A 21881-nucleotide genomic window follows, 5' to 3' on the forward strand; every position below is an offset into this window, starting at 1 on the left:
GGCGCAAGGGTGTGAAAGTGGGCGAGGATGATCAGGGCAATGTCTTCTATCAGACCGCTGACGGCAAACGCCGCTGGGTGATGTTCAGCGGTGAAGTCGAAGCAAGCCGCATCAGCCCCGATTGGCATGGCTGGCTGCACCATACCTTCGACGAGTCTCCGGCGGATCGCCCGCTGGTGCACAAGACCTGGGAAAAGCCGCACCTTGAGAACCTGACAGGGACCGCGCTGGCCTATGCGCCTCCGGGATCGATCCGGCGGCCCGAACCGGCCCCCCGCGACGATTACGAGGCCTGGAGCCCGGAATAAGACCGGCCCGGAAAAAGCCCAGATCGGAATAAGCTTGGCGCCAGGGGCAGGGTAAGGCCCGACCCAGGGTGCTGTTGCCGCAGGGCGAAGACCACGGCGTGACCAGAACGGGAACCAAGACATGGCACAGAACAAGACTGAAGTAATCGTCGGCGCCGGAGTCCTGGCCGTGGCGGTGGGCTTCGTGATCTATGCCGGCCAGCTTACCGGGCTGAGCGGATCGCGCGGCTATCCGCTGTCCGCCTCCTTCCGCTCTGTCGAAGGTATCAACGTGGGCACGGATGTGCGCCTTGCCGGCGTGAAGGTCGGCAGCGTCACGGGCATCGACCTGGACGCAGAGACCTTCCGCGCACAGACGAAATTCACCGTGCAGGAGGGCGTCGTCGTGCCCGATGACAGCCAGGTCGTGATCTCTTCCGAAGGGCTGCTGGGCGGCAATTTCGTGGAAATCCTGCCGGGCGGATCGACCTTCAACTACGAGGCCGGCGAAGAGGTCATGGATACCCAGGGCTCTGTCAGCCTGATCTCTCTGCTGCTGAAGTTCGTTGCGGGAGGCGGCTCAGAATGAGCCTGCGGCGTGTCATGGGTGTGGCGGGCACGCTGTGCCTGCTGGCGGGCGGTGTTGCGGCACAAGAGGCCGCGGACCCGGGGACGGGCGCGATCCTGCGCGGGCTGGACCGTATCGATGCGACGACCTCTGATATCCGGCTGAGCAACGGCCAGTCGACCAAGTTCGGCGACCTGGACATCACGCTCAAGGAATGCCGCTACCCGGCGGGGAACCCGTCCGGCGATGCCTTTGCCTATCTGTCGATCCGGCAGAAGGGGCAGGATCTCTTCGACGGCTGGATGATCGCCTCTTCCCCTGCGCTGAACGCGCTGGACCACTTCCGCTACGATATCTGGGCGCTGCGCTGCACGCTGCCCGGCAACGTGGAGGATCCGGCCCAGCAAGAGGCAGAGCCGCCCGCGCCCGTGGAGCGGGATGAGGATGCGCCCGTCGACTGACCTGACGTGAAGACATCGGGGCAGGGCGCGCTGGCGCCCTAGCCCTGCAAGGCCCGGTGACGGGCCAGCAGACCCTCTACATCCTGATCGATCTCTGCGGCGAAATCCGCGTAGCCCATCAGCGCTTCGGCCAGCTGGGCATGGTAATCCGCGCGCGTAATCTCCTCGGCCCCGAGGGAGGCCAGGTGTTCGGTCAGGAACTGGGTGTCGAACAGGGTGAAGCCCGCCAGCCGCAGGCGATCCACCAGCCAGGCCAGCGCGATCTTGGAGGCATCCTTGCGGCGCGAGAACATGCTTTCCCCGAAGAAGGCCCGCCCCAGGGTCACGCCGTAGACGCCCCCGATCAGGGTACCGTCCAGCGCGCGCACCTCAAGCGAATGGGCATGGCCCCGCTGGAAAAGCGCGTCGTAAAGTCCGGCAATCTCTTCATTGATCCAGGTCTCAGGCCGGTCGGCACAGCCTTCGATGACGCCCATGAAGTCCTGGTCGGTGGTGACCCTGTAATCCGGGCGGCGCAGGCGGCGGGCCAGCGAGCGCGAGATGTGGAAGCGATCAAGGGGAAAGACCCCGCGGCGGCGCGGATCGACCCAGAAAAGCTCTGGATCGTCGCGGCTTTCGGCCATGGGGAAGATGCCGGACATATAGGCCTGGAGAAGGAGTTCCGGCGTGATGCCGTCTTCGTCCTGGTCCCTCATGCGGCCGGCTCCGCAGTGGGCTGGATGCGGGCAGGGGCCTTGGCGCCCGCCCGCATTCGGATCCATTGCAGGAAGATCAGCTTGGGAACGTCCGTTCGAGCCATTTTTCCAGCCAGTGAATGTTGTAGTTCCCCGACTGGATATCGGGATCCCGCAGCAGCATGTCGAAGAGCGGCACGGTGTTTTCCACGCCGTCCACGATCAGCTCACCCAGGGCCCGGTGCAGCCGCGCCAGCGCCTCTGGCCGGTCGCGGCCATGGACGATGAGCTTGCCGATCAGGCTGTCGTAGTAGGGCGGGATCTTGTAGCCGTCATAGAGCGCCGAATCCATCCGCACACCCAGCCCGCCGGGGGCGTGGTAGGCGGTGATCGTGCCGGGACGGGGGGCGAAGCCCGGCACCGTCTCTGCGTTGATCCGCACTTCGATGGCGTGACCGTTGATCGTCAGGTCATCCTGGGTGAAGGACAGCGGCAGGCCTTCGGCCACGCGGATCTGTTCCCGAACCAGGTCGACGCCGAAGATCGCTTCGGTCACCGGGTGTTCCACCTGCAGGCGGGTGTTCATCTCGATGAAGTAGAACTCGCCGTTTTCATAGAGGAACTCGATCGTGCCGGCACCGGCATAGCCGATCTTGGCCACCGCGTCGGCGCAGGTCTTGCCGATGGCGGCGCGTTCTTCCGCGGTGATGGTGGGGCCGGGGGCCTCTTCCAGCACCTTCTGGTGGCGCCGCTGCAGGGAACAGTCGCGTTCACCCAGGTGCACCGCGTTGCCCTTGCCATCGCCGAAGACCTGGATCTCGATGTGGCGCGGCGTGGTCAGGTATTTCTCGATGTAGACTTCATCGTTGCCGAAGGCGGCCTTGCCCTCGGACCGGGCGGTGTGGAAGGCGCGCTCCATCTCGGCGGCATTGTTCGCCACTTTCATGCCGCGCCCGCCGCCGCCGGCGGTGGCCTTGATGATCACCGGGTAGCCGATCTCTTCGCCGATCCGCTGTGCGGAGGCCAGGTCGGGCACGCCACCATCGGAGCCGGGCACGCAGGGCACGCCAAGTGCCTTCATCGTGTCCTTGGCCGTGATCTTGTCGCCCATGATCCGGATGTGTTCGGCGCGCGGGCCGATGAAGGTCAGGGCGTGATCTTCGACGATCTGCACGAAGGTCGCGTTTTCCGAAAGGAAGCCGTAGCCGGGGTGGATCGCCTGCGCACCGGTCACTTCGGCCGCGGCCATGATGGCCGGGATGGACAGGTAGCTTTCGGTGCCCGAGGGCGGCCCGATGCAGACGCTTTCATCGGCCATGCGGACATGCATCGCGTCGCTGTCGGCGGTGGAGTGCACCGCGACGGACTTGATGCCCATCTCGCGCGCGGCGCGGATCACACGCAGGGCGATCTCGCCCCGGTTGGCGATCAGGATCTTGTCGAACATATGCGCCTCACTCGATGATCATAAGGGGAGAGCCGTATTCAACGGCGGCCTTGTCCTCGACCAGGATGCGCTTGACGGTCCCGGCCTTGGGGGCGGGGATGTGGTTCATGGTTTTCATCGCTTCGATGATCAGCAGCGTATCGCCTTCAGAGACGGTATCGCCGACCTTGACGAAGGACGGGGCGCTCGGTTCGGGCTGCAGGTAGACCGTGCCGACCATCGGGCAGGTGACTGCACCGGGGTGGTCCGCGGGATCTTCGCTGGCCGCAACGGCGGCGGGCGCTGCTGCTGCAGGCGCGGGGGCCGCAGCGGGGGCGGCCGGGGCCGGTGCCGGGGCGGGAACCGCGACATTCGCGGTGATTTCCGCCTTGCGGCTGACTCGGACGCTCAGTTGGTCGTCCTTGCCGTAATCGCGCTTTACTTCAAGTTCCGTCAGATCATTCTCGCGCAGGAGTTCCGCCAGAGCCTTGATAAAGGTCACGTCTGCGTCATGCGTCTTGTCGCTCATTACACCCTCGATCGGATATCAAAGCCCCTCTGTATCGGGGGCCTATCGTGTGATTGCACCGCTTATAGAGAAAGCCTGTGCCAGAGGAAAGCGGTGCTTGTCCATGGCAACCGGCAATTCGGGAGCCGAAAGGCAAGGCCCGGCCGGCAGGCTTCGCGCCGCCCCTGGGCAGGATACGGAAAGGGCCGCTCCCGCTGGGGAACGGCCCTGATCGTTCAGCTGTCCGAGGGAACGGACGGCCCTGCCGGGGTTACGAACGGCCCAGCATCACCGGTTCGTCCTGGCTGATTTCTTCGCCCATCTCGGGGTCGAATTCTGCCATGCCTTCAAGCTCTGCCTTGGAATAGGCTTTTGCCTGCAGTTCTTCGCCGGACCATTGCAGATCACCCAGGGGCATGGCGACGTCATGTTCGCCCAGACCCAGGAAGCCGCCCACGCCGACGATGGCCATTTCCTTGCCATCGACCAGGACAACGTTGTCCACTTCGCCGATGGTTTCGCCGTCACTGGATTTCACATCCGTGCCGATCAGCGAACCGGCGGTGATGGTGGAGGGGATCGAGGACCCCTCGGCTGCCATCTCGTTGGTTTCTTCGACGGCTTCGTCGGTCACCTCGTCAGTTGCCTGAGCGGTGTCCTGGGCGCTGTCTTCGGCCCATTCCTCTGCGGAGGCGGCGGTGTCGGCGATGAAGTCGCCGGTGGCCTTGGCGCCATTCTCGATGGCTTCGCCGGTGCGGTCAGCGGCATCGGCCAGGTCATCGCCCAGGGTGGAGTTCACTTCCGTGTCCGCCTGCGCGTTCACCTCTGCGTCGGATTGCGTCGTCTGCACGTTGGTGGTCAGGTCGGTATCGGTGCTGGCCTCTTGCGCCAGAACCGGCGTTGCGGCGAGGGCGATTGCGGCGACACCGGACATCAGGCTTTTCTTGAAGGTCATGTCGATCTCCTATTCTCTGTTCTGACCAACCAACACCGCATGGCAGCCACAAGTTCCAAGCCGATCTTGGGACAAGCGAAAAACCCCGGTGCCTTGGCGCCCGGGGTTCTTCAGATCATCGATATGACAGGGGCTTAGCCCTTGTTCATGCGGTTCTCGATCAGCTCGTCCACCACCGAAGGGTCTGCGAGCGTGGAGGTATCCCCAAGCGCGCCATAGTCGTTTTCGGCGATTTTCCGCAGGATCCGGCGCATGATCTTGCCCGAGCGCGTCTTCGGCAGGCCCGGCGCCCATTGGATCAGGTCCGGCTTGGCGATCGGCCCGATCTCGGTGCGCACCCAGGTCTCAAGCTCCTTGCGCAGCTCGTCCGAGGGCTCTTCCCCGTTCATCAGCGTGACATAGGCGTAGATGCCCTGGCCCTTCACGTCGTGCGGGTAGCCGACCACGGCGGCCTCTGCGACCTTGGAATGGGCGACAAGGGCGCTTTCGACCTCTGCCGTGCCCATGCGGTGGCCGGAGACGTTGATCACGTCATCGACGCGGCCGGTGATCCAGTAGTAGCCGTCTTCGTCCCGGCGGCAGCCGTCACCGGCAAAGTAGTAGCCCTTGTAGTCGCTGAAGTAGGTCTTCTCGAAGCGCTCGTGATCGCCCCAGACGGTGCGCATCTGGCCCGGCCAGCTGTCGGCGATGGCAAGCACGCCTTCGCACTTGGTCTCTTCGATCTCCGTTCCGGCCGTGGGGTCCAGGACCACCGGCTGGACGCCGAAGAAGGGTTTCGTGGCAGAGCCGGGCTTGGTCGGGATCGCGCCGGGCAGGGGGGTGATCATGTGGCCGCCGGTTTCCGTCTGCCACCAGGTGTCCACGATGGGCAGCTTTCCCTTGCCGACGTGGTCATTGTACCAGTTCCAGGCCTCGGGGTTGATCGGCTCGCCCACGGTGCCCAGCACCTTGAGGCTGCTCAGGTCATGGCCTTCGACGTATTGCACACCCTGACCCATCAGCGCGCGGATGGCGGTGGGGGCGGTGTAGAACTGGTTCACCTTGTGCTTCTCGATCACCTGCCAGAAGCGCGAGGCATCCGGGTAGGTGGGCACGCCTTCGAACATCAGCGTGGTCGCGCCGTTCGCCAGGGGGCCGTAGACGATATAGGTGTGCCCGGTGACCCAGCCCACGTCCGCGCCGCACCAGAAGACATCCCCGTCATGGTAGTCGAAGGTATATTGCTGCGTCATGGAGGCATAAAGCAGGTAGCCGCCAGAGCTGTGCACGACGCCCTTGGGTTTGCCCGTGGAGCCCGAGGTATAAAGGATGAACAGCGGATCTTCGGCGTTCATCGGGCGGATCGGGCAATCGGGGGCGACCTGTTCCATCATCGCCTTCACGTCGACGTCGCGGTCCTCGATCCAGGTGGTCTGGTCGCCGGTGTGTTTCACCACCAGGCAGCGCACCTTGTCAGAGCAGTGCAGAAGCGCGGCATCGGTGTTGGATTTCAGCGCGGTGCGGCGCCCGCCTCGGGGGGCGGTGTCGGCGGTGATGACCACCTTGGCGCTGCAGTCGTTGATCCGGTTGGCCAGCGCGTCCGGAGAGAAGCCCGCGAAGACGATCGAATGGATTGCGCCGATCCGCGCGCAGGCCAGCATGGCATAGGCGGCCTCCGGGATCATGGGCATGTAGATGACCACCCGGTCGCCGCGCATCACGCCCTGGGCCAGCAGCACGTTTGCAAAACGGCAGACCTTTTCATGCAGCTCTGCATAGGTGATGTGCTGGGCCGGCGTTTCGGGATCGTCGGGTTCGAACAGGATCGCAGTCTGATTGGCACGGGTGGGCAGGTGCCGGTCGATGCAGTTGTGTGCGACGTTCAGCGTGCCGTCCTCGAACCACTTGATGGAAACCTCGCCAAGGGTGAAATTCGTGTCCTTCACCTTGGTGAAGGGTTCGATCCAGTCCAGCCGTTCGCGGGCCGCATCGCCCCAGAAGGTGTCGGGATCCTCGACCGAGGCCTTGTACATCGCAGCATATTTCTCTGCGTCGATATGGGCCAGGGAGGTAAAATCCTGGCTCGGCGGATAGGTCATCTCGTTCATGGCGGGTTCCTCCCCAATTCTCTTTACCATGAGTTACATAAGGCCGGCAGGCAGGCAGCTGCAACCGACCCTGCAGAGAATGGGCCGGAATTAACTGCTCCGGCCCGGCTGGCTCAGATCGCCAGGTACTCTGCCCTCAGTTCCTCATTACCCAGCACTTCCGCGGCCGCGCCGTCAAAGACGATGGAGCCGGTGTCCAGGATCACGGCCCGGTCGGCCAGTTCCAGCGCCCGCACCGCGTTCTGTTCGACGAGGATCGTGGTGATCCCCTGTTCCTTGATGATGCGCAGGGTCTTTTCGATCTCGTCCACGATCACCGGGGCCAGCCCTTCGTAGGGCTCATCCAGTAGGAGCACCTTGATGTCGCGTGCCAGGGCGCGGGCAATGGCCAGCATCTGCTGTTCGCCGCCCGACAGCGTCACGCCCTCCTGCTTGCGCCGCTCGCCCAGGCGCGGGAAAAGCTCGTAAAGGCGGTCCAGGGACCAGCCGACGGGTGGGGCGATCTGGGCCAGCTGCAGGTTCTCTTCCACGGTGAGCCCGGGGATGATGGAGCGATCTTCCGGCACCAGGCCGATCCCGGCCTGCGAGGCCTGATAAGAGGACATCGTGTGCAGCGGCTGGTGATCCAGCCAGATCTCTCCATGGGTGACCTGGGGCGAATTCATCCGCGCGATGGAACGCAGGGTCGAGGTCTTGCCCGCCCCGTTGCGCCCCAGCAGCGCCAGGATCTCGCCCTCGTGGACGTTGAAGCTGATGTTCTGGACGATGTAGCTTTCGCCGTAATAGCTTTCCATGTTCCAGACGGACAGGAAGGCCGGGGCGGTTTCGGCGTAGTTCTTGCCCTTGGAAAAGTCGGGTTTGACGTTCATCTGATCTGTCCTTTATGCCGCCGCCGCGCTTTCGCCCAGGTAGGCTTCGCGCACTTTGGGGTGGCCCTTGATCTTGTCCGGCGTGTCCTCGACCAGGGGCGTGCCCTGGGCCAGCACCGTGATCCGGTCGGCAAGGCTGAACACCACGTGCATGTCATGTTCGATGATGGCGATGGTGATGTCGCGCTCTTCCTTGATCTGCTTGAGCAGGTCGATGGTGTTGTTGGTATCGGCCCGGGCCATGCCGGCGGTGGGTTCGTCCAGCAGCAGCAGGCGCGGTTCCTGCGCCAGGCACATGCCGATCTCAAGCCGCCGCTTGTCCCCCCGCGACATGGAGGCCGAATGCATGTGCCGCTTTTCCAGCATGTTCATGTCCTTCAGCATGGCTTCTGCCTTGTCGCGGATCTCTCCTTCGGAGGTGACGGCCTTGATCCCGTTCAGCTTGAAAGACCCATCCCGGCGCGCGAAGCAGGGGATCATCATGTTTTCCATCACGGTGAGATCTCCGAAGATCTCCGGGGTCTGGAAGACCCGGGAAATCCCCATCTGGTTGATCTCGTAGGGGGTGCGGCCCAGCACCGACTGGCCGTCGAACATGACGCTGCCGGTGTCCGGGATCAGCTTGCCCACCAGGCAGTTCAGCAGGGTGGACTTGCCCGCGCCGTTCGGCCCGATGATCGCGTGGACGGAGTTTTCCGCCACAGAGAGGTTCACATCCCCAAGGGCTTGCAGGCCCCCGAACCGCTTGCCGACGTTCTTGACTTCGAGAATACCCATTACGGCCTCCTATTCGGCAGGGGTGGATTGCGTGGCCTTCTTGCTTTCGCCCCGGCGGCGCACAAGCCGTCCGATGCGCTGGCCGCCTTCGACAAGGCCGCCGGGCAGGAAGGTGACGACCAGCATGAAGAGCAGGCCAAGGGTCAGGTGCCAGCCGGAGCCGACGAAGTGCTCTGCCACCCAGACCAGCGGGGTTTCGATCCCGTCGGGCAGGGCGTGGAACCACTGGTGCAGCACGTTCTCGTTGATCTTGGAGAAGATGTTCTCGAAGTACTTGATGAAGCCCGCGCCCAGGACCGGGCCGATCAGCGTGCCCGCACCACCCAGGATGGTCATCAGCACGACCTCACCCGAGGCGGTCCACTGCATCCGCTCGGCCCCGGCCAGCGGGTCCATGGAGGCCATCAGGCCACCGGCCAGCCCGGCATACATGCCGGAGATCACGAAGGCGGCCAGGGTATAGGGGCGGGTGTTCAGCCCGGTGTAGTTCAGTCGCGTCTGGTTCGACTTCACCGCCCGCAGCATCAGCCCGAAGGGCGAGCGGAAGATGCGGATGGAGATATAGAAGGCGATCATCATGATCAGCGCGCAGAGGTAGTATCCGGCGTTGAACTGGAAGCTCCAGCCGCCCAGGTTCAGCGTTTCCGTCGCGCGCATCTCGAGCCCGAAGAAGTTGGTGACCGGGATGCCACCGGAGGAGGTGGCGGTCTCGCCCAGCACGCGGGGGTCTTCCAGCGTCAGCTGCAGGCCGGTTTCGCCGTTGGTGATGGGCGTCAGGACCGAATAGGCCAGGTTGAAGCTCATCTGCGCGAAGGCCAGCGTCAGGATGGAGAAGTAGATGCCGGAGCGGCGCAGGGAGATGAAGCCGATCAGCATTGCAAAGAGGCCGGAGATGATGACCGCCAGGATGATCGCCGGGATGACATTCATGCTGAGCAGCTTGAACATCCAGACGGCAGAGTAGGAGCCGACCCCCAGGAAGGCCGCATGGCCAAAGGACAGGTAGCCGGTCAGGCCGAACAGGATGTTGAAGCCGATGGCGAAGATCCCGAAGATCACGAAGCGCTGCATCAGGTCCGGATAGCCCGCGTTGAACTGCGCCATGGCGCTGTCGGCGGGGAAGGGGTTCAGGATGAAGGGTGCGAAGATCACCAGGGCGGCGACGACACCCAGAAGGGTCAGGTCTTTCTTTTTCAGTCCCAGCATGGATCAGTCCTCCATCACGCCTTTGCGACCCATCAGCCCTCTTGGACGCGCGAGCAGGATGAAGATCGCGGCAAGGTAGATGATGATCTGGTCGATCCCCGGAATGAGGGATTTGATTTCGTTCATGGATGCGAAGCTTTCCAGGATCCCCAGCAGGAAGCCGGCCAGCACCGCCCCGGGCAGGGAGCCCATGCCGCCGACGACGACCACCACGAAGCTCAGGACCAGGAAGTCCATGCCCATGTGGTAGTTGGGCGAATTGATGGGCGCGTACATGACCCCGGCCATGCCGGCGACGACGGCCGCTAGGGCGAACATGATGGTGAAGCGCTTGTCGATGTTGATGCCCAGCAGGCCCACGGTTTCGCGGTCCGCCATGCCGGCGCGCACGACCATGCCGAAGGTGGTGAACTGCAGGAAGGCGAAGACACCGCCGATGACCAGGGCGGCGAAGGCAAAGTACACCAGGCGCCAGTAGGGGTAGATGATCACGTTCGGATCCATACCCAGCATCGCGCCGAAGTCGAAGGAGCCGCGGAAGACATCCGGGGCCGGCGTGGCGATCTGGTTGGCGCCGAAGTAGTGCTTGATCAGCTCCTGCAGCACGATGGCCAGGCCGAAGGTGACCAGGATCTGGTCCGCATGGGGGCGGCGGTAGAAATGCTTGATCAGCCCGCGCTCCATGATGAAGCCCACGGCCAGCATGATCGGAATGCAGAACAGGATCGACAGGGGGACGGACCAGTCGATGATCGACGCCCCCACTTCGGGGCCGAACCAGCCTTCGACATAGGGGGTCTTGACCACCATGGGGTTGCCAAGGAAATCGGTGCGCGATGGATCCACCGTCTCGAAGGAGAGGTTGAGGATCTTGTTGAGCGTGACGGCGCAGAAGGCGCCGATCATGAAGAGCGCGCCGTGGGCGAAGTTCACGACGCCGAGCGTGCCGAAGATCAACGTCAGGCCAAGCGCGATCAGCGCATAGGCGCTGCCCTTGTCCAGCCCGTTGAGAATTTGAAGGATGATTGCGTCCATTGTCCCCACCTGGGTTCACGTGTGGAAGGGGTGCCTGCCTGGGGCCCGGCAAGGCTCCGCAGGTCCGGGGAAACCCCGGTCAGGTCCGGTCGGATTGTCCGGGGCGAAGTCGGTGTGCCGCGCGGGGAAGGCCCCCGCGCGACCCGCCGTGCCGATCAGGCGCCGGCGTTGCAGGAACCGAGGTTGCCGCCGGCGAACATCGGGTTGTCGGGCTCGTACCAGACCTGCTGGACGGGGGTTTGTTCAACCACTTCGAGAAGGTCGAACTCGGACGTGGGGTTGTCCTTGCCCTTCACGACCAGAACGTCCTTGAAGCACTGGTGGTCGGCGGCGCGGTACAGCACCTGGCCGTTGCCCAGACCGTCGAAGAGGTAGCCCTTGTTGGCCGGGCTATCGATGCCCTCGATGGAGCTGTCGCCACCGACAAGCGCCTCACCCACGGCGCAGGGGTTGAAGGACCCGGCGCGCTGCACGGCATCGGCATAAAGCAGCGTCTGCACGTAGCAGGTATGCGCCGCCTGGGACGGCGGGAAGCCGTACTTGGTGCCGAAGGATTTCACGAAGGCCTTGGAGCCTTCATCCTGCAGCGACCAGTGCCAGTTGGTGGAGCCGAAGATGCCCTTCACGTTCTCACCGGCACCACGTGCCATCAGACGGGAATAAAGCGGCACGACGATCTCGAATTGCTTGCCGTTAACCATCTTGTCGCGCAGGCCGAACTGCACGGCGTTGGTGAGCGAGTTCACCATGTTGCCACCGTAGTGGTTCAGGATCAGCACATCGGCGTCCGTTTGCAGGATCGGCGTGATGTAGGAGCTGAAGTCCGTGGCCGCCAGCGGGGTGCGGACGGTGTTGACCGTTTCCCAGCCCAGGGCCTCTGTCGCGGCCTTGATCGATTCCTCCTGGGTCCAGCCCCAGGTGTAATCGGCGGTCAGGTGATAGGCCTTGCGGTCGGTCCCGTACTGGGCCGCCAGCACCGGGGCGAGCGCCGCGCCGGACATGTAGGCGTTGAAGAAGTGACGGAAACCGTTGGCCTTCTTGTCCTTGCCCGTGGTGTCGTTGGAGTGGGTCAGGCCGGCCATGAAGATCACGCCCGCTTCCTGGCAAAGTCCCTGGACGGCCACGGCCACACCGGAAGAGGACCCGCCGGTGATCATCACCGCGCCGTCCTTTTCGATCATCGACTTGGCAGAGGCCCGCGCCGCGTCGGACTTGGTCTGGGTGTCGCCGGTCACGTATTCGACCTTCTTGCCCAGGATGCCGTTCCCTTCCAGCGCCTTGGAGCTGAAGGTGTTCAGCATGCCGCCGTCGCCTTCGCCGTTCAGGTGTTCGACCGCCAGCTGGTAGGCGCGCAGTTCGTCCGCGCCTTCGTCCGCGTAGGGTCCCGATTGCGGCACGTTGAAGCCGAGCGTCACGGTCCCGCCCGCCGGTTCGTTGGTGAACGCATTGGCTGCACCGGTGAAGATCGTCGGCACGGCCAGCCCGGCCCCGCCGATGACACCGGTCTTGATAAGGCCGCGGCGTGTCAGGTGTTTAGACATGAAGTCTCCTCCCTTGGATTGGGCGCCATGGTCCTGTCCATGGCGGTTGCGGCAACGCCTCCTCCGCGCGGCCGCTCGCACTTTGTGCAATGGGATCATCGCACCGAAATCGAAAACCGCGCAACAATCCCTTTTGATTGCTGGATTTTTTTGTAAACAAATCCACAGGTTTTGCGGTACAGTTGTAAAGAAATTCTGTTGCGCCGCAGAAAACGATTGAAAGAACAGGGAAAAACATGCCCAGGACGACGCTGACAGGCTCACGCATCCGTGACCGCCGCATGGGGCTTGGAATGCGCCAGGCGGAACTGGCGCGCCGGGCCGGGATCTCTGCCTCCTATCTCAACCTGATCGAACACAACCGGCGCAGAATCGGCGGCAAGGTTCTTCTCGCTATAGCTGAGGCGCTGGAGGTTGAGCCCGCCGCGCTTTCCGAAGGCGCAGAGGCCGCGCTGCTGGCCACGCTGCGCCAGGCGGCGGCGGACCAGGTCCCCGCCACGGCAGAGCTGGACCGGCTGGAAGAATTCACCGGGCGTTTCCCGGGCTGGGCCGACATGATCGCCAGCCAGCATCAGCGCATCGGGGCCCTGGAAGAGGCGGTGACGGCGCTGACGGACCGGCTGGCCCATGACCCCCACCTTGCGGCCTCCATGCATGAGGTTCTGTCGACCGTGACGGCCATCCATGCCTCGGCAGAGATCCTGGTGGATGATCCCGGTATCCCGCCGGAATGGCGCGCGCGGTTCCACCGCAACATCGCCGAAGACAGCGCCCGGCTGGCCGAAGGCGCCCGCCGCCTGGTGTCAGAGCTTGAGGAAGGCGCCAGCAAGGAAACGGTTCTGGCCGCCCCCCAGGACGAGGTGGAAAGCTTCTTCAGCGCCCGCGGTTATTACTTCCCCGAACTGGAGAGCGCGCCAGAGGCCTCTGCCGTGTCGGACCTGGTCGACGGGGCAGGCAGCGGGCTGGTCTCTGCCGCGGCAAAGCTGCTGGCGCGCCGCGCGCTTGAGGTCTACGCGCAGGACGCCCGCATCCTGCCTGCCGCCACCCTGGCAGAGGCGCTGCCCGAAGAGGAAAGCCCCGATCCCTCTCAGCTGGCCGCGCGCTTTGGGCTCGACCCGGGGCGGATGATGCGCCGGCTCGCGGCGTTGCCGGCGGATCTGCTGGCGTCGCGCGGGCAGCGACCCTTCGGGCTGGTTGCCTGCGATGCCTCCGGCGCGCTGACCTTCCGCAAGCCGCTGTCGGCCTTTCCGCTGCCCCGCTTCGGCGCGGCCTGTCCGCTCTGGCCGCTGTTCCAGTCCCTGAGCCGCCCGATGATGCCACTGCGCCAGGTGATCCGCCTGGCCGGGCGCACCGACGGGGTCTTTGTCACCCACGCCATTGCCCAGCCCGCCGGCCCGCAGGTGCCCAACCGCGACCCGATGTTCGAGGCGCATATGCTGATCCAGCCCATGCCCTCTGCCACGGCCCTGAAGGAGATGCCGCGCGTCGGCGTGACCTGCCGCATCTGCCCCAAGCCCGCCTGCCGGGGGCGGCGCGAACCGGCGATCATGGCAGAGGACGCCTGATCGGCGCGTGCTGCCCAGCTCAAAATGCCGGGGTCAACAATGCTTGGTCCCAAGGCAGGCAACACAGCTTATGCGGGAAATTCCGATCTGCGGCACATGGTGCTTTCCCTCTTCGCGCTGCGCCTGCTAAGACAGGGAAATGATTGCTCTGCAAGGGAGGGGAGGACCTTATGGGCAAATCGGTTCTCGTGATCGAGGATGAACCCAATATCATTGAAGCCATCAGCTTTATCCTGTCGCGGGATGGCTGGCATGTTGCCAGTCATTCCAACGGGATCGACGCGGTAGAGGCGATCCATGCCCGCAAGCCGGACCTGGTCATCCTGGATGTCATGCTTCCGGGACGGTCGGGCTATGACATCCTGCGCGATCTTCGGGCGGACCATCAGACGGACAGCCTGCCGGTGCTGATGCTGACCGCTCGGGGCCAGAGCAGCGACCGGACCCTGGCCGAAGAGGTCGGCGCGAGCCGCTTCATGACCAAGCCCTTTTCGAATTCAGAGGTGCTGGCGGCGGTCAACGCGATGATCGTACCCACATGAGAGGGCCGCGGCCCGGCCCCGTCTTTCTGGCGCGGCGCGGCTATCGCCAGCGTCGGCTGGTGGATGCGGTGCGGCTGCTGCCGGTGCTTGGGGTGATCCTGCTGGTGGCGGTGCCGCTGCAATGGCCCCAGGACGGGGACTTCTCCATGTCCCGCGCCATTCTCTACATCTTCGGAAGCTGGGCGGCGCTGACGCTGGCGGCCGCGCTCTGCCTGTGGAAGTTCCGTGATCCTCCGGACCTGGGCCCGGGCGGCTATCCGGCCCTGCCGCATGAAGAGACGCCCTTTCCGCTGCTGACCGATACCCCGTCCTTCAGGCCGCAGCCCCGGACCGCAAGCGATGGCGCAGAGCCGACGCCCGGCGAACCCTCCGATCCGGGGGCTGAGACGGAGCACCGGTCATGACCTCTCTCAACCTGCTGGTGGGGGTCTGCCTGTGCTATGCCGCCTTCCTGTTCACCATCGCCTTCGCGGCGGAGCGCGCCGCCAAGAAGGGGCGGTCGAACTGGCTGCGCTCTCCGCTGGTCTACACGCTGTCGCTGTCGGTCTATTGCACGGCCTGGACCTTTTACGGCGCGGTGGGCTATGCGGCGCGCTCGGGGCTTGAGTACCTGACGATCTACATCGGGCCCTCGCTGGTGATGATCGGCTGGCTCTGGGCGCTGCGCAAGATCGTGCGGATCGGGCGTAGCCAGCGCATCACCTCCGTCGCTGACCTGATCTCCTCGCGCTATGGCAAGTCGAACCTGCTGGCCGTGGCCGTGACGCTGGTCGCCGTGATCGGCACCACGCCCTATATCGCCCTGCAGCTTCAGTCCGTGACGCAAAGCTTCGCCGTCTTCGCCGCTGCCGATCCGGTGGCCTATGGCACGGCGGACAACCGCGCGACGGCGCTTTGGGTTGCCACGGGGCTGGCGGCCTTCACCGTGCTGTTCGGCACGCGAAACCTGGATGCCAACGAACGCCACCACGGCGTGGTCATCGCCATCGCGGTCGAGGCGGTCGTCAAGCTCTGCGCGCTTCTGGCCGTGGGCATCTTCACGGTCTGGAGCCTGGGCGGCGGCGTGGCCGAGACCCTGGCGCGGATCGATGCCTCTGCCAGCCTGGGGCACTGGCGCATGGCCAACGGGCGCTGGACCGGGCTGATCTTCCTTTCTGCCGCGGCCCTGCTGTGCCTGCCGCGCATGTTCCAGGTCATGGTGGTCGAGAACGAGAACGAGCGCCACCTGCGCACCGCCGCCTGGGCCTTTCCGTCTTACATGATCGCCATGAGCCTCTTCGTGATGCCGATCGCCGTGGCCGGGCTGACGCTGCTGCCGGCGGGCTCCAACCCTGACATGTTCGTGCTGACCCTGCCGTTGTCCGAAGGGCGCCCGGGGCTGGCGGTGTTTTCCTTCATCGGCGGCTTTTCCTCGGCCACCTCAATGGTGATCGTCGCGGCCATCGCCCTGTCGACCATGGTGTCGAACCACATCGTCATGCCGATCTGGCTGAAGATGAGCGGCGAGGGCGCGATGGTCTCGGGCGACATGCGCAACGTGGTGATCCTGGCGCGCCGGGCCTCCATCATCGCGGTGCTTTTCCTGGGCTATGTCTATTACAGGCTCTCGGGCGGGGGCGCGGCCCTGGCGGCTATCGGGCTGGTGTCCTTTTCCGGGGTGGCGCAGTTCCTGCCGGCAATGCTGGGCGGGATCTTCTGGCGCGGGGCCACGCGATCGGGCGCGCTTGCGGGGCTGGCGGTGGGCTTCGGCCTGTGGCTTTGGTGCCTGTTCCTGCCCTCCTTCGGACCGGACGTGATCCTGCCGCGCAGCGTGCTGGACCAGGGGCCATGGGGCCTGTCCTGGCTGCGCCCCCAGGCGCTGTTCGGGATCGAAGGGGTGGACCCGCTGGTGCATGGCGTCTTCTGGTCGATCCTGCTGAACAGCGTGATGTTCACGCTGCTGTCGCTGTTTTCCTTCCCCTCGCCGATGGAACGCCTGCAGGGCGCGCAATTCGTCAATGTCTTCCAGCATTCCGCCAGCCCCCAGGGGTGGTCTGCCGGGGCCGCCCAGTCAGAGGATCTGCTGATCATGTCGCAGCGCCTGCTGGGCGCCACCCAGGCGCAGGCGCTGTTCCAGTCCGAGGCCGCGCGCCAGGGCGTTGCGGGCTATCTGCCCGAACCCACGGCGGAATTCCTGCAACACCTGGAACGGGAGCTGTCCGGCTCTGTCGGGGCGGCCACGGCCCATGCCATGGTGGCGCAGATTGTCGGCGGGGCCGCCGTCTCTGTCGAGGACCTGATGGCAGTGGCGGATGAGACCGCGCAGATCATGGAATATTCCAGCCAGCTGGAGGCAAAGTCGAGCGAGCTTACCCGCACCGCGCGCCAGTTGCGGCTGGCCAATGAGAAGCTCACCCAGCTGTCGGTGCAGAAGGATGCCTTCCTGAGCCAGATCAGCCATGAGCTGCGCACGCCCATGACCTCCATCCGGGCCTTTTCCGAGATCCTGCGCGATTCCGGCGGCATGGCAGAAGAGGACCGCGCCCGCTATGCCCAGATCATCCACGACGAGGGGGTGCGACTGACCCGGCTGCTGGACGATCTGCTGGACCTGTCGGTGCTGGAACACAGCCAGGTCACCCTGAACATCCGCCGCGTCCGCCTGTCCGAGGTGCTGGACCTGGCGGTCTCTGCCGCCGATCCCGAAGGGGACGGGCTGATCCTGCGCCGCACCCCCGCGAAAGAGGATATCTGGCTGGAAACGGATTCCGACCGCCTGGTGCAGGTCTTCATCAACGTCCTGTCCAACGCCCGTAAATACTGCGATGCGGCGCAGCCGGAGCTGCGCATCGTCAGCCGGCTGACCAATGGCACGCTGACCGTGGATTTCATCGACAACGGCAGCGGCATCGACTCCATGCAGCAGAACCTCATCTTCGAAAAATTCGCCCGCATCGGAGAGCAGAAAGCAGGCGGCGCGGGCCTGGGCCTGGCCATCTGCAGAGAGATCATGGCCCGCCTGGGCGGCGCCATCACCTACCTGCCGGGGCAGGGCGGCGCGGCCTTTCGCGTGACGCTTTCCAGCGGTGTCGCCCTGGCTGCCCGATAAGGCGGCACCGGGGCAGGTTCCCCTCTGCCCAGCCATTTCTTAAAGCGGATGGTAACCATCTGACCCCTACAAAGTTCTTGATTACCCGCGAGAGGCGGTGGCGGAGAGTATGGCGAAGGCAAGTTCAAATGCAGTGCTGCGCAGAAAGGCGGTAGCTGCCAGGGAAGTCTATCAGGCACGGGCCATGTCGCCCGAGAAAGCTTTGCGTCTTGCCTTGGCCAAGAGCGCGGATGAGCTTCTGGACCTGTCCCTGGTCGTGACCTCTCTGAGCTACGATTTCATCCCGGCCAAGGATTTCCTTGAAATGCTGTCGGATGAGAACCTGTTGCTGCTGCTCGACGGGCCGGTCGGGCTGCGCGGCGCTGCCGTGCTGGACCTGCCCGCGACCACCTCCCTTGTCGAGCAAAGTACGATGGGCCGCGTCTCTCCGCTGGAGGTGGAGCAGCGCGCGCTGACCGCCACGGATGCCGCCCTTGTGGCGCCGCTGCTGGATGATGTCTTCCACCGCCTGGCTGGCTTTCTTGAAGGAGCGCGGGGGACCGATTGGCTCACCGGCTATGCCTTTGGCGTGCGCATTGAGAACAAGCGCCTGCTGGGCCTGGCGCTTGAGGCGCCGGAATTCCACCTGTTCCGTGTCTCCATGGATCTGGGCGGCATCCGGCAGGGGGAACTCACCCTGGCGCTGCCGCACCGCGCCGATGGCCTGCGGCTGGAAGAGGGCGATGACGAAGGATCCCGCGTGAACCTGGCGGATGCGGTGATGTCCGCCCCGGCCACCATCGAAGCCGTGCTGCACAGGCTCACCATGCCGCTGGCGCAGATCAGCGCGCTGAAGGTCGGCGATGTGCTGGCGGTGCCGGAAGAGGCGCTGCAGAAGACCCGGCTGGAGACATCGCGCGGCCAGTGCATCGGCCGGGTGCGCCTGGGCCAGGTCAATGGCTTCCGCGCGGTGCGCCTGACGATGGAGGAACTGGCAGAGGCGCGCGAGGCGCTTGAGGGCTCTGCCGGAGCGGCGGGCGACTTCTTCGATGCGGAACCGGCCGGGGACACGCTGGATGCCCCGGACTTCGGCGGGTTCGACGACGGCGACAGCGGCGGTCTGCCGGATCTTCCGCAGATCGACATGGGGATAGGCGATGACGGCGGGGGCGATCTGCCCGACCTCTCCGACATGCCCGCCATGGGCGACCTTCCGGCGATGGATGATTTGCCGGCCATGGATGATCTACCCGCAATGGGCGACCTGCCGGCCATGGATGACCTGCCGGACCTCTCCGATCTGCCGGGGCTGGATGGCGATGGCGGCGGGGATGATTTCCCCTCCATGGGCATGGCGCTGCCGGATCTGCCCGATATCGAGGATTAGAAACGACAAAGGGCAGCCTGAGCTGCCCTTCCTGCGCCGTCTGACGGTCTTCTCAGCCCGCGATTTGTTCCAGACGGGGGCGCAGACCGGACAGGTCGTACCCCGCCTTTGCCACGGTTCCCAGGATCTCATCCACGTTACCACCGGCGGAGGCCTGGCCAAGGGACCAGATCACCGAACAGCGCGTTCCGGAGGCGCAATAGGCCAGCACCGGCCCTTCGGCGCTTTCCACCGCATCCATCTGCTTGTCGATGTTGTCCGGCGTCATGGTGTCATGGGTCAGCGGAAGCACCACGAACTCAAGCCCCTCGGCCTCTGCCGCCTGGGCCATGGCCTCGGCCTGCATGGGCGGCGGGTTCTCTGAATCCGGGCGGTTGCAAATGATACGGGTGAATCCCGCGGCCTTGATGGCGCCCATGTCTGTGGGGGCGATCTGAGGCGATACGGAATAGCTGGGAGAGATCTGACGAATATCCATGGTCAAAGCTTATGCCTGCCCGCGAACCCTGTCCAGCAGTGGCGGTGCGGCACCGCGCATTTTGACCCCGCTCGCAGCGCCGGCTCCGGACCTGTCACATCGCCTCAAAGGCGATCTGCCGCAGGGATAATGTTTGGTCGCTCGGACGGCATTGGGTATAGTAGGACCGGTCCGGACCGCTTTGGGAGGAGCACCGGGCCTTACCAATAGGCTGGGGACTTGTGAGGACGCGTGGGGTTGCGTCGTCACGTTCCCATTCAGACCAGGAGGAGGAGCATATGAACGATATGTCGATGGCTGACCTGCATCAGAAATTTGCCCATGTTTCGGATCTCATTTCAGGCACGCGCCCAGGCAACCGCCACCAACACCTCAACAAACTCCATGAACTTGTTGGAGATTTTTCCCGCAAGGGTGTCGTCGTTCCGTCGAAGCTCCGTCAGATGCAGGAAGATCTGACAAACGAAGCGATCGAATCCCGCTTCGATAACCTGCCGATCTGACCAGGCACATCCAACGACCGCGCAGCGCGATCGCCACGGGTCGCAAAGACAGGAACCCCCGCCGCAAGCATCCCTTGCGGCGGGGGTTTTCATTTGCATGCATAGATTTTCCCGCAATCTATACGTGCAAAACGATTCGGGTAATGCGCGTCATGATCGCAAGGGCGCCGCGGGGTTTCCGGCGGATATCGGCAATTTTAGCCAGTTTTCCGGGCGGGGAATTGCCGGTTCTTGCCGCGCAGAAGCTGCGTCCCCAGGCCGCGGCTCAGCCCAGCGAAATGCCCAGGATCACGGCCATCAGGCCGAGCACGGACAGGAACAGCCCGCCCATGTTCAGCGGCATGGCCTTGCGGATCTCTTCGCGCAGGGCGGCATCTTCCAGCTGGGCTTTCTTGGCCCTGGCCACCTTGACGATGGACCAGACCAGAAGGGTCAGCCCGATGACCGAAACCACGGCCCCGATCCAGATCATCCATTCCATGTGCGCCTCCTTGGCAGGTTTTCCTGCGCCTAATCCAGCCGATCTCAGGTTGCAAGCCTTAGAGCGGGCGCTTCCCCCTTGCAGCACCGTCACCCCGCCGCTAGCAAGGGGTTCCGCCGCCGCCAAGGGCTGGCTGACGTTCCGATCCGAAGGTGAGACATGGAAGACGAGAGCAACGCAGATGCCAATTACCGCGTGACTGCCGGCGAATTGCGGCAGTTCATAGAGCGCTACGAGCGGCTCGAGGCAGAAAAGAAGGATATCGCGGACCAGCAAAAGGAAGTCATGGCAGAGGCCAAGGGCCGCGGCTATGACACCAAGGTCATGCGCAAGGTCATCGCGCTGCGCAAGCGCGATCAGGACGACATAGCCGAGGAAGAGGCGGTGCTGGAAATGTACAAGGAAGCGCTGGGCATGAGCTGAGGCCCTTGGCCCGGTTTCGGGCCGAAGGGGTCAGGCGCAGGTCAGAACAGCTTTCAGCCGGGGCAGGGGCCCCGCGCCGCAATCAGATCAGGCCGGGCAGGGGACATCCTGCCCGGCCTTTTCCGTGGCCGGGCGCTGACGAAACGTCACTTTTTCAGGGGCGGATGAAGCGCACGCCTTCGATCAGTGCGATCCGCTCCAGGTCCTCTTCGTAGATCCGCGTCAGGGTGTCGACGGTCTCTTGCGTCCATCCGGGCAGGTGGATCTCTGTCTCCAGGTAGTCGTCCAGGGCATGACGCTCCAGGAAGGCCGCCGTCACCTCGCGCCGCTGCTGATCGGTCAGGGTGCTGTTGCGGGCCATGTAGTCGCGCAGCTTCTCAAGGCCATTGGGGTGCATCACCTGGCGCAGGATGGCATATTCACCTTCCAGCGGGATCGGCGTTTCAAGGCCGCAGATCCGGTGAAGGACCTCTGGCCAGATCAGCGGTGTGTCTTCATGGCACCAGACGGTGATCGGAATATTCGGCGCCGCCGCGCGCATCCGGTAGAGCATCTCTGACCAATGCAGGGCTTCGGGATCGCAATCGCGGAACACCTCGTAGATGCCCGCACCGGGGGCGTCGGCCTCCAGCTTTGGCACGAAGATCGCCGGGTTGCACAGGCCCAGGAAGACCTCGACCTGGTCCTCCTGGAAGAGGTCGCGTGTCGCAGCCAGGCGCATGTCGGCATTCGGGTAGAATCGGTTCCGGGCCAGGGCGCGGCGCGGAACGCTGAAGTAATTGGGATTGGTCAGCAACAGGCGCGGACAATCGAGCGGCCCGTCCAGCCCGTTCAGAAGCGTTTCGCGCTGGCCGTCCAGGCGCGACTCGTAGGACATCTTGTCCAATATATGACGCAGTTCACGCCTGTATCTTGAAGGTCCCGGGACAGAGACACCCTTTTCCAGAAGCACATCCCGGTTGCGCAGGAGGCACTTCGTGAGCTGGTCATCGTCCGTCCCGAAGACACCTGCATGGATCGCAATTTTCATTTCTGCTCCGC

At 64.4% G+C, this 21881-nt stretch carries 23 protein-coding genes; 10 read left to right on the forward strand and 13 right to left on the reverse strand.

Features of this window, described 5'->3' with window-relative positions; genetic code table 11:
* The 3 genes from HCZ97_RS11000 to HCZ97_RS11010 form a co-directional block, all read left to right on the forward strand.
* Positions 1 to 308 (forward strand): NADH:ubiquinone oxidoreductase subunit NDUFA12 (locus HCZ97_RS11000; protein ID WP_167688769.1); only part of this gene is annotated, 308 nt, incomplete at its 5' end.
* Between the two features lie 121 nt (positions 309 to 429).
* Positions 430 to 876 carry an outer membrane lipid asymmetry maintenance protein MlaD gene (gene mlaD, locus HCZ97_RS11005; RefSeq protein WP_167688770.1) on the forward strand — a complete coding sequence of 149 codons (447 nt, stop codon included), beginning with the start codon at positions 430 to 432 and terminating at the stop codon, positions 874 to 876.
* Positions 873 to 1316, forward strand: coding sequence for a DUF2155 domain-containing protein (locus HCZ97_RS11010; protein ID WP_167688771.1), 444 nt, complete (start codon positions 873 to 875; stop codon positions 1314 to 1316). Before mlaD ends, HCZ97_RS11010 begins: the two co-directional genes overlap by 4 nt.
* A gap of 38 nt (positions 1317 to 1354) precedes the next feature.
* Here the strand turns inward: HCZ97_RS11010 and aat are convergent, their stop codons facing one another.
* The 10 genes from aat to HCZ97_RS11060 form a co-directional block, all read right to left on the reverse strand.
* The gene (gene aat, locus HCZ97_RS11015) at positions 1355 to 2011 is read right to left on the reverse strand and encodes a leucyl/phenylalanyl-tRNA--protein transferase (RefSeq protein ID WP_167688772.1); all 657 of its coding nucleotides are present in this window, start codon (positions 2009 to 2011) and stop codon (positions 1355 to 1357) included.
* A gap of 76 nt (positions 2012 to 2087) precedes the next feature.
* Entirely contained in the window at positions 2088 to 3437 is a 1350-nt protein-coding gene (gene accC, locus HCZ97_RS11020; protein ID WP_167688773.1) for an acetyl-CoA carboxylase biotin carboxylase subunit, read from the reverse strand.
* 7 nt (positions 3438 to 3444) lie between these two features.
* Entirely contained in the window at positions 3445 to 3945 is a 501-nt protein-coding gene (accB, locus tag HCZ97_RS11025) for an acetyl-CoA carboxylase biotin carboxyl carrier protein (protein ID WP_167688774.1), read from the reverse strand.
* Between the two features lie 250 nt (positions 3946 to 4195).
* Positions 4196 to 4879: a PRC-barrel domain-containing protein gene (locus tag HCZ97_RS11030; RefSeq protein WP_167688775.1), complete on the reverse strand. Its 684-nt coding sequence runs from the start codon at positions 4877 to 4879 to the stop codon at positions 4196 to 4198.
* Positions 4880 to 5013: 134 nt separating this feature from the next.
* Positions 5014 to 6966: an acetate--CoA ligase gene (acs, locus tag HCZ97_RS11035; protein WP_167688776.1), complete on the reverse strand. Its 1953-nt coding sequence runs from the start codon at positions 6964 to 6966 to the stop codon at positions 5014 to 5016.
* A 113-nt stretch (positions 6967 to 7079) separates the two neighbouring features.
* Positions 7080 to 7835 (reverse strand): ABC transporter ATP-binding protein, encoded by a 756-nt coding sequence (locus HCZ97_RS11040; RefSeq protein WP_167688777.1) that lies wholly within the window; start codon positions 7833 to 7835, stop codon positions 7080 to 7082.
* Between the two features lie 12 nt (positions 7836 to 7847).
* Entirely contained in the window at positions 7848 to 8612 is a 765-nt protein-coding gene (locus HCZ97_RS11045) for an ABC transporter ATP-binding protein (protein WP_167688778.1), read from the reverse strand.
* A 9-nt stretch (positions 8613 to 8621) separates the two neighbouring features.
* A complete protein-coding gene (locus HCZ97_RS11050) occupies positions 8622 to 9818 on the reverse strand; it encodes a branched-chain amino acid ABC transporter permease (protein ID WP_167688779.1) in 1197 nt (398 codons plus the stop codon).
* A 3-nt stretch (positions 9819 to 9821) separates the two neighbouring features.
* Entirely contained in the window at positions 9822 to 10853 is a 1032-nt protein-coding gene (locus HCZ97_RS11055; RefSeq protein WP_167688780.1) for a branched-chain amino acid ABC transporter permease, read from the reverse strand.
* Positions 10854 to 11008: 155 nt separating this feature from the next.
* Positions 11009 to 12394, reverse strand: coding sequence for a substrate-binding protein (locus tag HCZ97_RS11060; RefSeq protein WP_167688781.1), 1386 nt, complete (start codon positions 12392 to 12394; stop codon positions 11009 to 11011).
* Positions 12395 to 12630: 236 nt separating this feature from the next.
* Between HCZ97_RS11060 and HCZ97_RS11065 the strand changes: the two genes are divergently transcribed.
* The 5 genes from HCZ97_RS11065 (at position 12631) to HCZ97_RS11085 (ending at position 18955) form a co-directional block, all read left to right on the forward strand.
* Positions 12631 to 13959 (forward strand): short-chain fatty acyl-CoA regulator family protein, encoded by a 1329-nt coding sequence (locus tag HCZ97_RS11065; protein ID WP_167688782.1) that lies wholly within the window; start codon positions 12631 to 12633, stop codon positions 13957 to 13959.
* 170 nt (positions 13960 to 14129) lie between these two features.
* Entirely contained in the window at positions 14130 to 14501 is a 372-nt protein-coding gene (locus HCZ97_RS11070) for a response regulator transcription factor (RefSeq protein ID WP_167688783.1), read from the forward strand.
* Entirely contained in the window at positions 14498 to 14905 is a 408-nt protein-coding gene (locus HCZ97_RS20395) for a hypothetical protein (RefSeq protein WP_175581708.1), read from the forward strand. Before HCZ97_RS11070 ends, HCZ97_RS20395 begins: the two co-directional genes overlap by 4 nt.
* Positions 14902 to 17589 carry an ATP-binding protein gene (locus tag HCZ97_RS11080; protein ID WP_167688784.1) on the forward strand — a complete coding sequence of 896 codons (2688 nt, stop codon included), beginning with the start codon at positions 14902 to 14904 and terminating at the stop codon, positions 17587 to 17589. Before HCZ97_RS20395 ends, HCZ97_RS11080 begins: the two co-directional genes overlap by 4 nt.
* A gap of 184 nt (positions 17590 to 17773) precedes the next feature.
* Positions 17774 to 18955 (forward strand): FliM/FliN family flagellar motor switch protein, encoded by a 1182-nt coding sequence (locus HCZ97_RS11085; RefSeq protein ID WP_167688785.1) that lies wholly within the window; start codon positions 17774 to 17776, stop codon positions 18953 to 18955.
* A gap of 52 nt (positions 18956 to 19007) precedes the next feature.
* On the opposite strand, the gene HCZ97_RS11090 is transcribed toward HCZ97_RS11085, so the two are convergent.
* Positions 19008 to 19433: a TIGR01244 family sulfur transferase gene (locus HCZ97_RS11090; RefSeq protein ID WP_167688786.1), complete on the reverse strand. Its 426-nt coding sequence runs from the start codon at positions 19431 to 19433 to the stop codon at positions 19008 to 19010.
* Between the two features lie 278 nt (positions 19434 to 19711).
* Here HCZ97_RS11090 and HCZ97_RS11095 point away from each other — a divergent pair, with 278 nt between their 5' ends.
* Positions 19712 to 19936 (forward strand): hypothetical protein, encoded by a 225-nt coding sequence (locus HCZ97_RS11095; RefSeq protein WP_167688787.1) that lies wholly within the window; start codon positions 19712 to 19714, stop codon positions 19934 to 19936.
* Between the two features lie 265 nt (positions 19937 to 20201).
* Here the strand turns inward: HCZ97_RS11095 and HCZ97_RS11100 are convergent, their stop codons facing one another.
* The gene (locus tag HCZ97_RS11100) at positions 20202 to 20417 is read right to left on the reverse strand and encodes a hypothetical protein (protein ID WP_167688788.1); all 216 of its coding nucleotides are present in this window, start codon (positions 20415 to 20417) and stop codon (positions 20202 to 20204) included.
* Positions 20418 to 20576: 159 nt separating this feature from the next.
* Between HCZ97_RS11100 and HCZ97_RS11105 the strand changes: the two genes are divergently transcribed.
* Complete coding sequence (locus HCZ97_RS11105; RefSeq protein WP_167688789.1) at positions 20577 to 20840, forward strand: DUF2312 domain-containing protein; 264 nt, start codon at positions 20577 to 20579, stop codon at positions 20838 to 20840.
* A 154-nt stretch (positions 20841 to 20994) separates the two neighbouring features.
* Here the strand turns inward: HCZ97_RS11105 and HCZ97_RS11110 are convergent, their stop codons facing one another.
* On the reverse strand, positions 20995 to 21870 hold the full coding sequence (locus HCZ97_RS11110; RefSeq protein WP_167688790.1) for a hypothetical protein: 876 nt from the start codon (positions 21868 to 21870) through the stop codon (positions 20995 to 20997).
* Positions 21871 to 21881 lie beyond the last annotated feature (11 nt).

The organism is Pseudooceanicola sp. HF7 (genome assembly GCF_011806405.1).
Lineage (GTDB): Bacteria > Pseudomonadota > Alphaproteobacteria > Rhodobacterales > Rhodobacteraceae > Pseudooceanicola.

Bases quoted from the DNA above. Each gene is read 5' to 3' on its own strand.
- mlaD (WP_167688770.1), top strand. From the start codon at position 430: ATGGCACAGAACAAGACTGAAGTAATCGTCGGCGCCGGAGTCCTGGCC.
- HCZ97_RS11010 (WP_167688771.1), top strand. From the start codon at position 873: ATGAGCCTGCGGCGTGTCATGGGTGTGGCGGGCACGCTGTGCCTGCTG.
- aat (WP_167688772.1), bottom strand. From the start codon at position 2,011: ATGAGGGACCAGGACGAAGACGGCATCACGCCGGAACTCCTTCTCCAG.
- accC (WP_167688773.1), bottom strand. From the start codon at position 3,437: ATGTTCGACAAGATCCTGATCGCCAACCGGGGCGAGATCGCCCTGCGT.
- accB (WP_167688774.1), bottom strand. From the start codon at position 3,945: ATGAGCGACAAGACGCATGACGCAGACGTGACCTTTATCAAGGCTCTG.
- HCZ97_RS11030 (WP_167688775.1), bottom strand. From the start codon at position 4,879: ATGACCTTCAAGAAAAGCCTGATGTCCGGTGTCGCCGCAATCGCCCTC.
- acs (WP_167688776.1), bottom strand. From the start codon at position 6,966: ATGAACGAGATGACCTATCCGCCGAGCCAGGATTTTACCTCCCTGGCC.
- HCZ97_RS11040 (WP_167688777.1), bottom strand. From the start codon at position 7,835: ATGAACGTCAAACCCGACTTTTCCAAGGGCAAGAACTACGCCGAAACC.
- HCZ97_RS11045 (WP_167688778.1), bottom strand. From the start codon at position 8,612: ATGGGTATTCTCGAAGTCAAGAACGTCGGCAAGCGGTTCGGGGGCCTG.
- HCZ97_RS11050 (WP_167688779.1), bottom strand. From the start codon at position 9,818: ATGCTGGGACTGAAAAAGAAAGACCTGACCCTTCTGGGTGTCGTCGCC.
- HCZ97_RS11055 (WP_167688780.1), bottom strand. From the start codon at position 10,853: ATGGACGCAATCATCCTTCAAATTCTCAACGGGCTGGACAAGGGCAGC.
- HCZ97_RS11060 (WP_167688781.1), bottom strand. From the start codon at position 12,394: ATGTCTAAACACCTGACACGCCGCGGCCTTATCAAGACCGGTGTCATC.
- HCZ97_RS11065 (WP_167688782.1), top strand. From the start codon at position 12,631: ATGCCCAGGACGACGCTGACAGGCTCACGCATCCGTGACCGCCGCATG.
- HCZ97_RS11070 (WP_167688783.1), top strand. From the start codon at position 14,130: ATGGGCAAATCGGTTCTCGTGATCGAGGATGAACCCAATATCATTGAA.
- HCZ97_RS20395 (WP_175581708.1), top strand. From the start codon at position 14,498: ATGAGAGGGCCGCGGCCCGGCCCCGTCTTTCTGGCGCGGCGCGGCTAT.
- HCZ97_RS11080 (WP_167688784.1), top strand. From the start codon at position 14,902: ATGACCTCTCTCAACCTGCTGGTGGGGGTCTGCCTGTGCTATGCCGCC.
- HCZ97_RS11085 (WP_167688785.1), top strand. From the start codon at position 17,774: ATGTCGCCCGAGAAAGCTTTGCGTCTTGCCTTGGCCAAGAGCGCGGAT.
- HCZ97_RS11090 (WP_167688786.1), bottom strand. From the start codon at position 19,433: ATGGATATTCGTCAGATCTCTCCCAGCTATTCCGTATCGCCTCAGATC.
- HCZ97_RS11095 (WP_167688787.1), top strand. From the start codon at position 19,712: ATGAACGATATGTCGATGGCTGACCTGCATCAGAAATTTGCCCATGTT.
- HCZ97_RS11100 (WP_167688788.1), bottom strand. From the start codon at position 20,417: ATGGAATGGATGATCTGGATCGGGGCCGTGGTTTCGGTCATCGGGCTG.
- HCZ97_RS11105 (WP_167688789.1), top strand. From the start codon at position 20,577: ATGGAAGACGAGAGCAACGCAGATGCCAATTACCGCGTGACTGCCGGC.
- HCZ97_RS11110 (WP_167688790.1), bottom strand. From the start codon at position 21,870: ATGAAAATTGCGATCCATGCAGGTGTCTTCGGGACGGACGATGACCAG.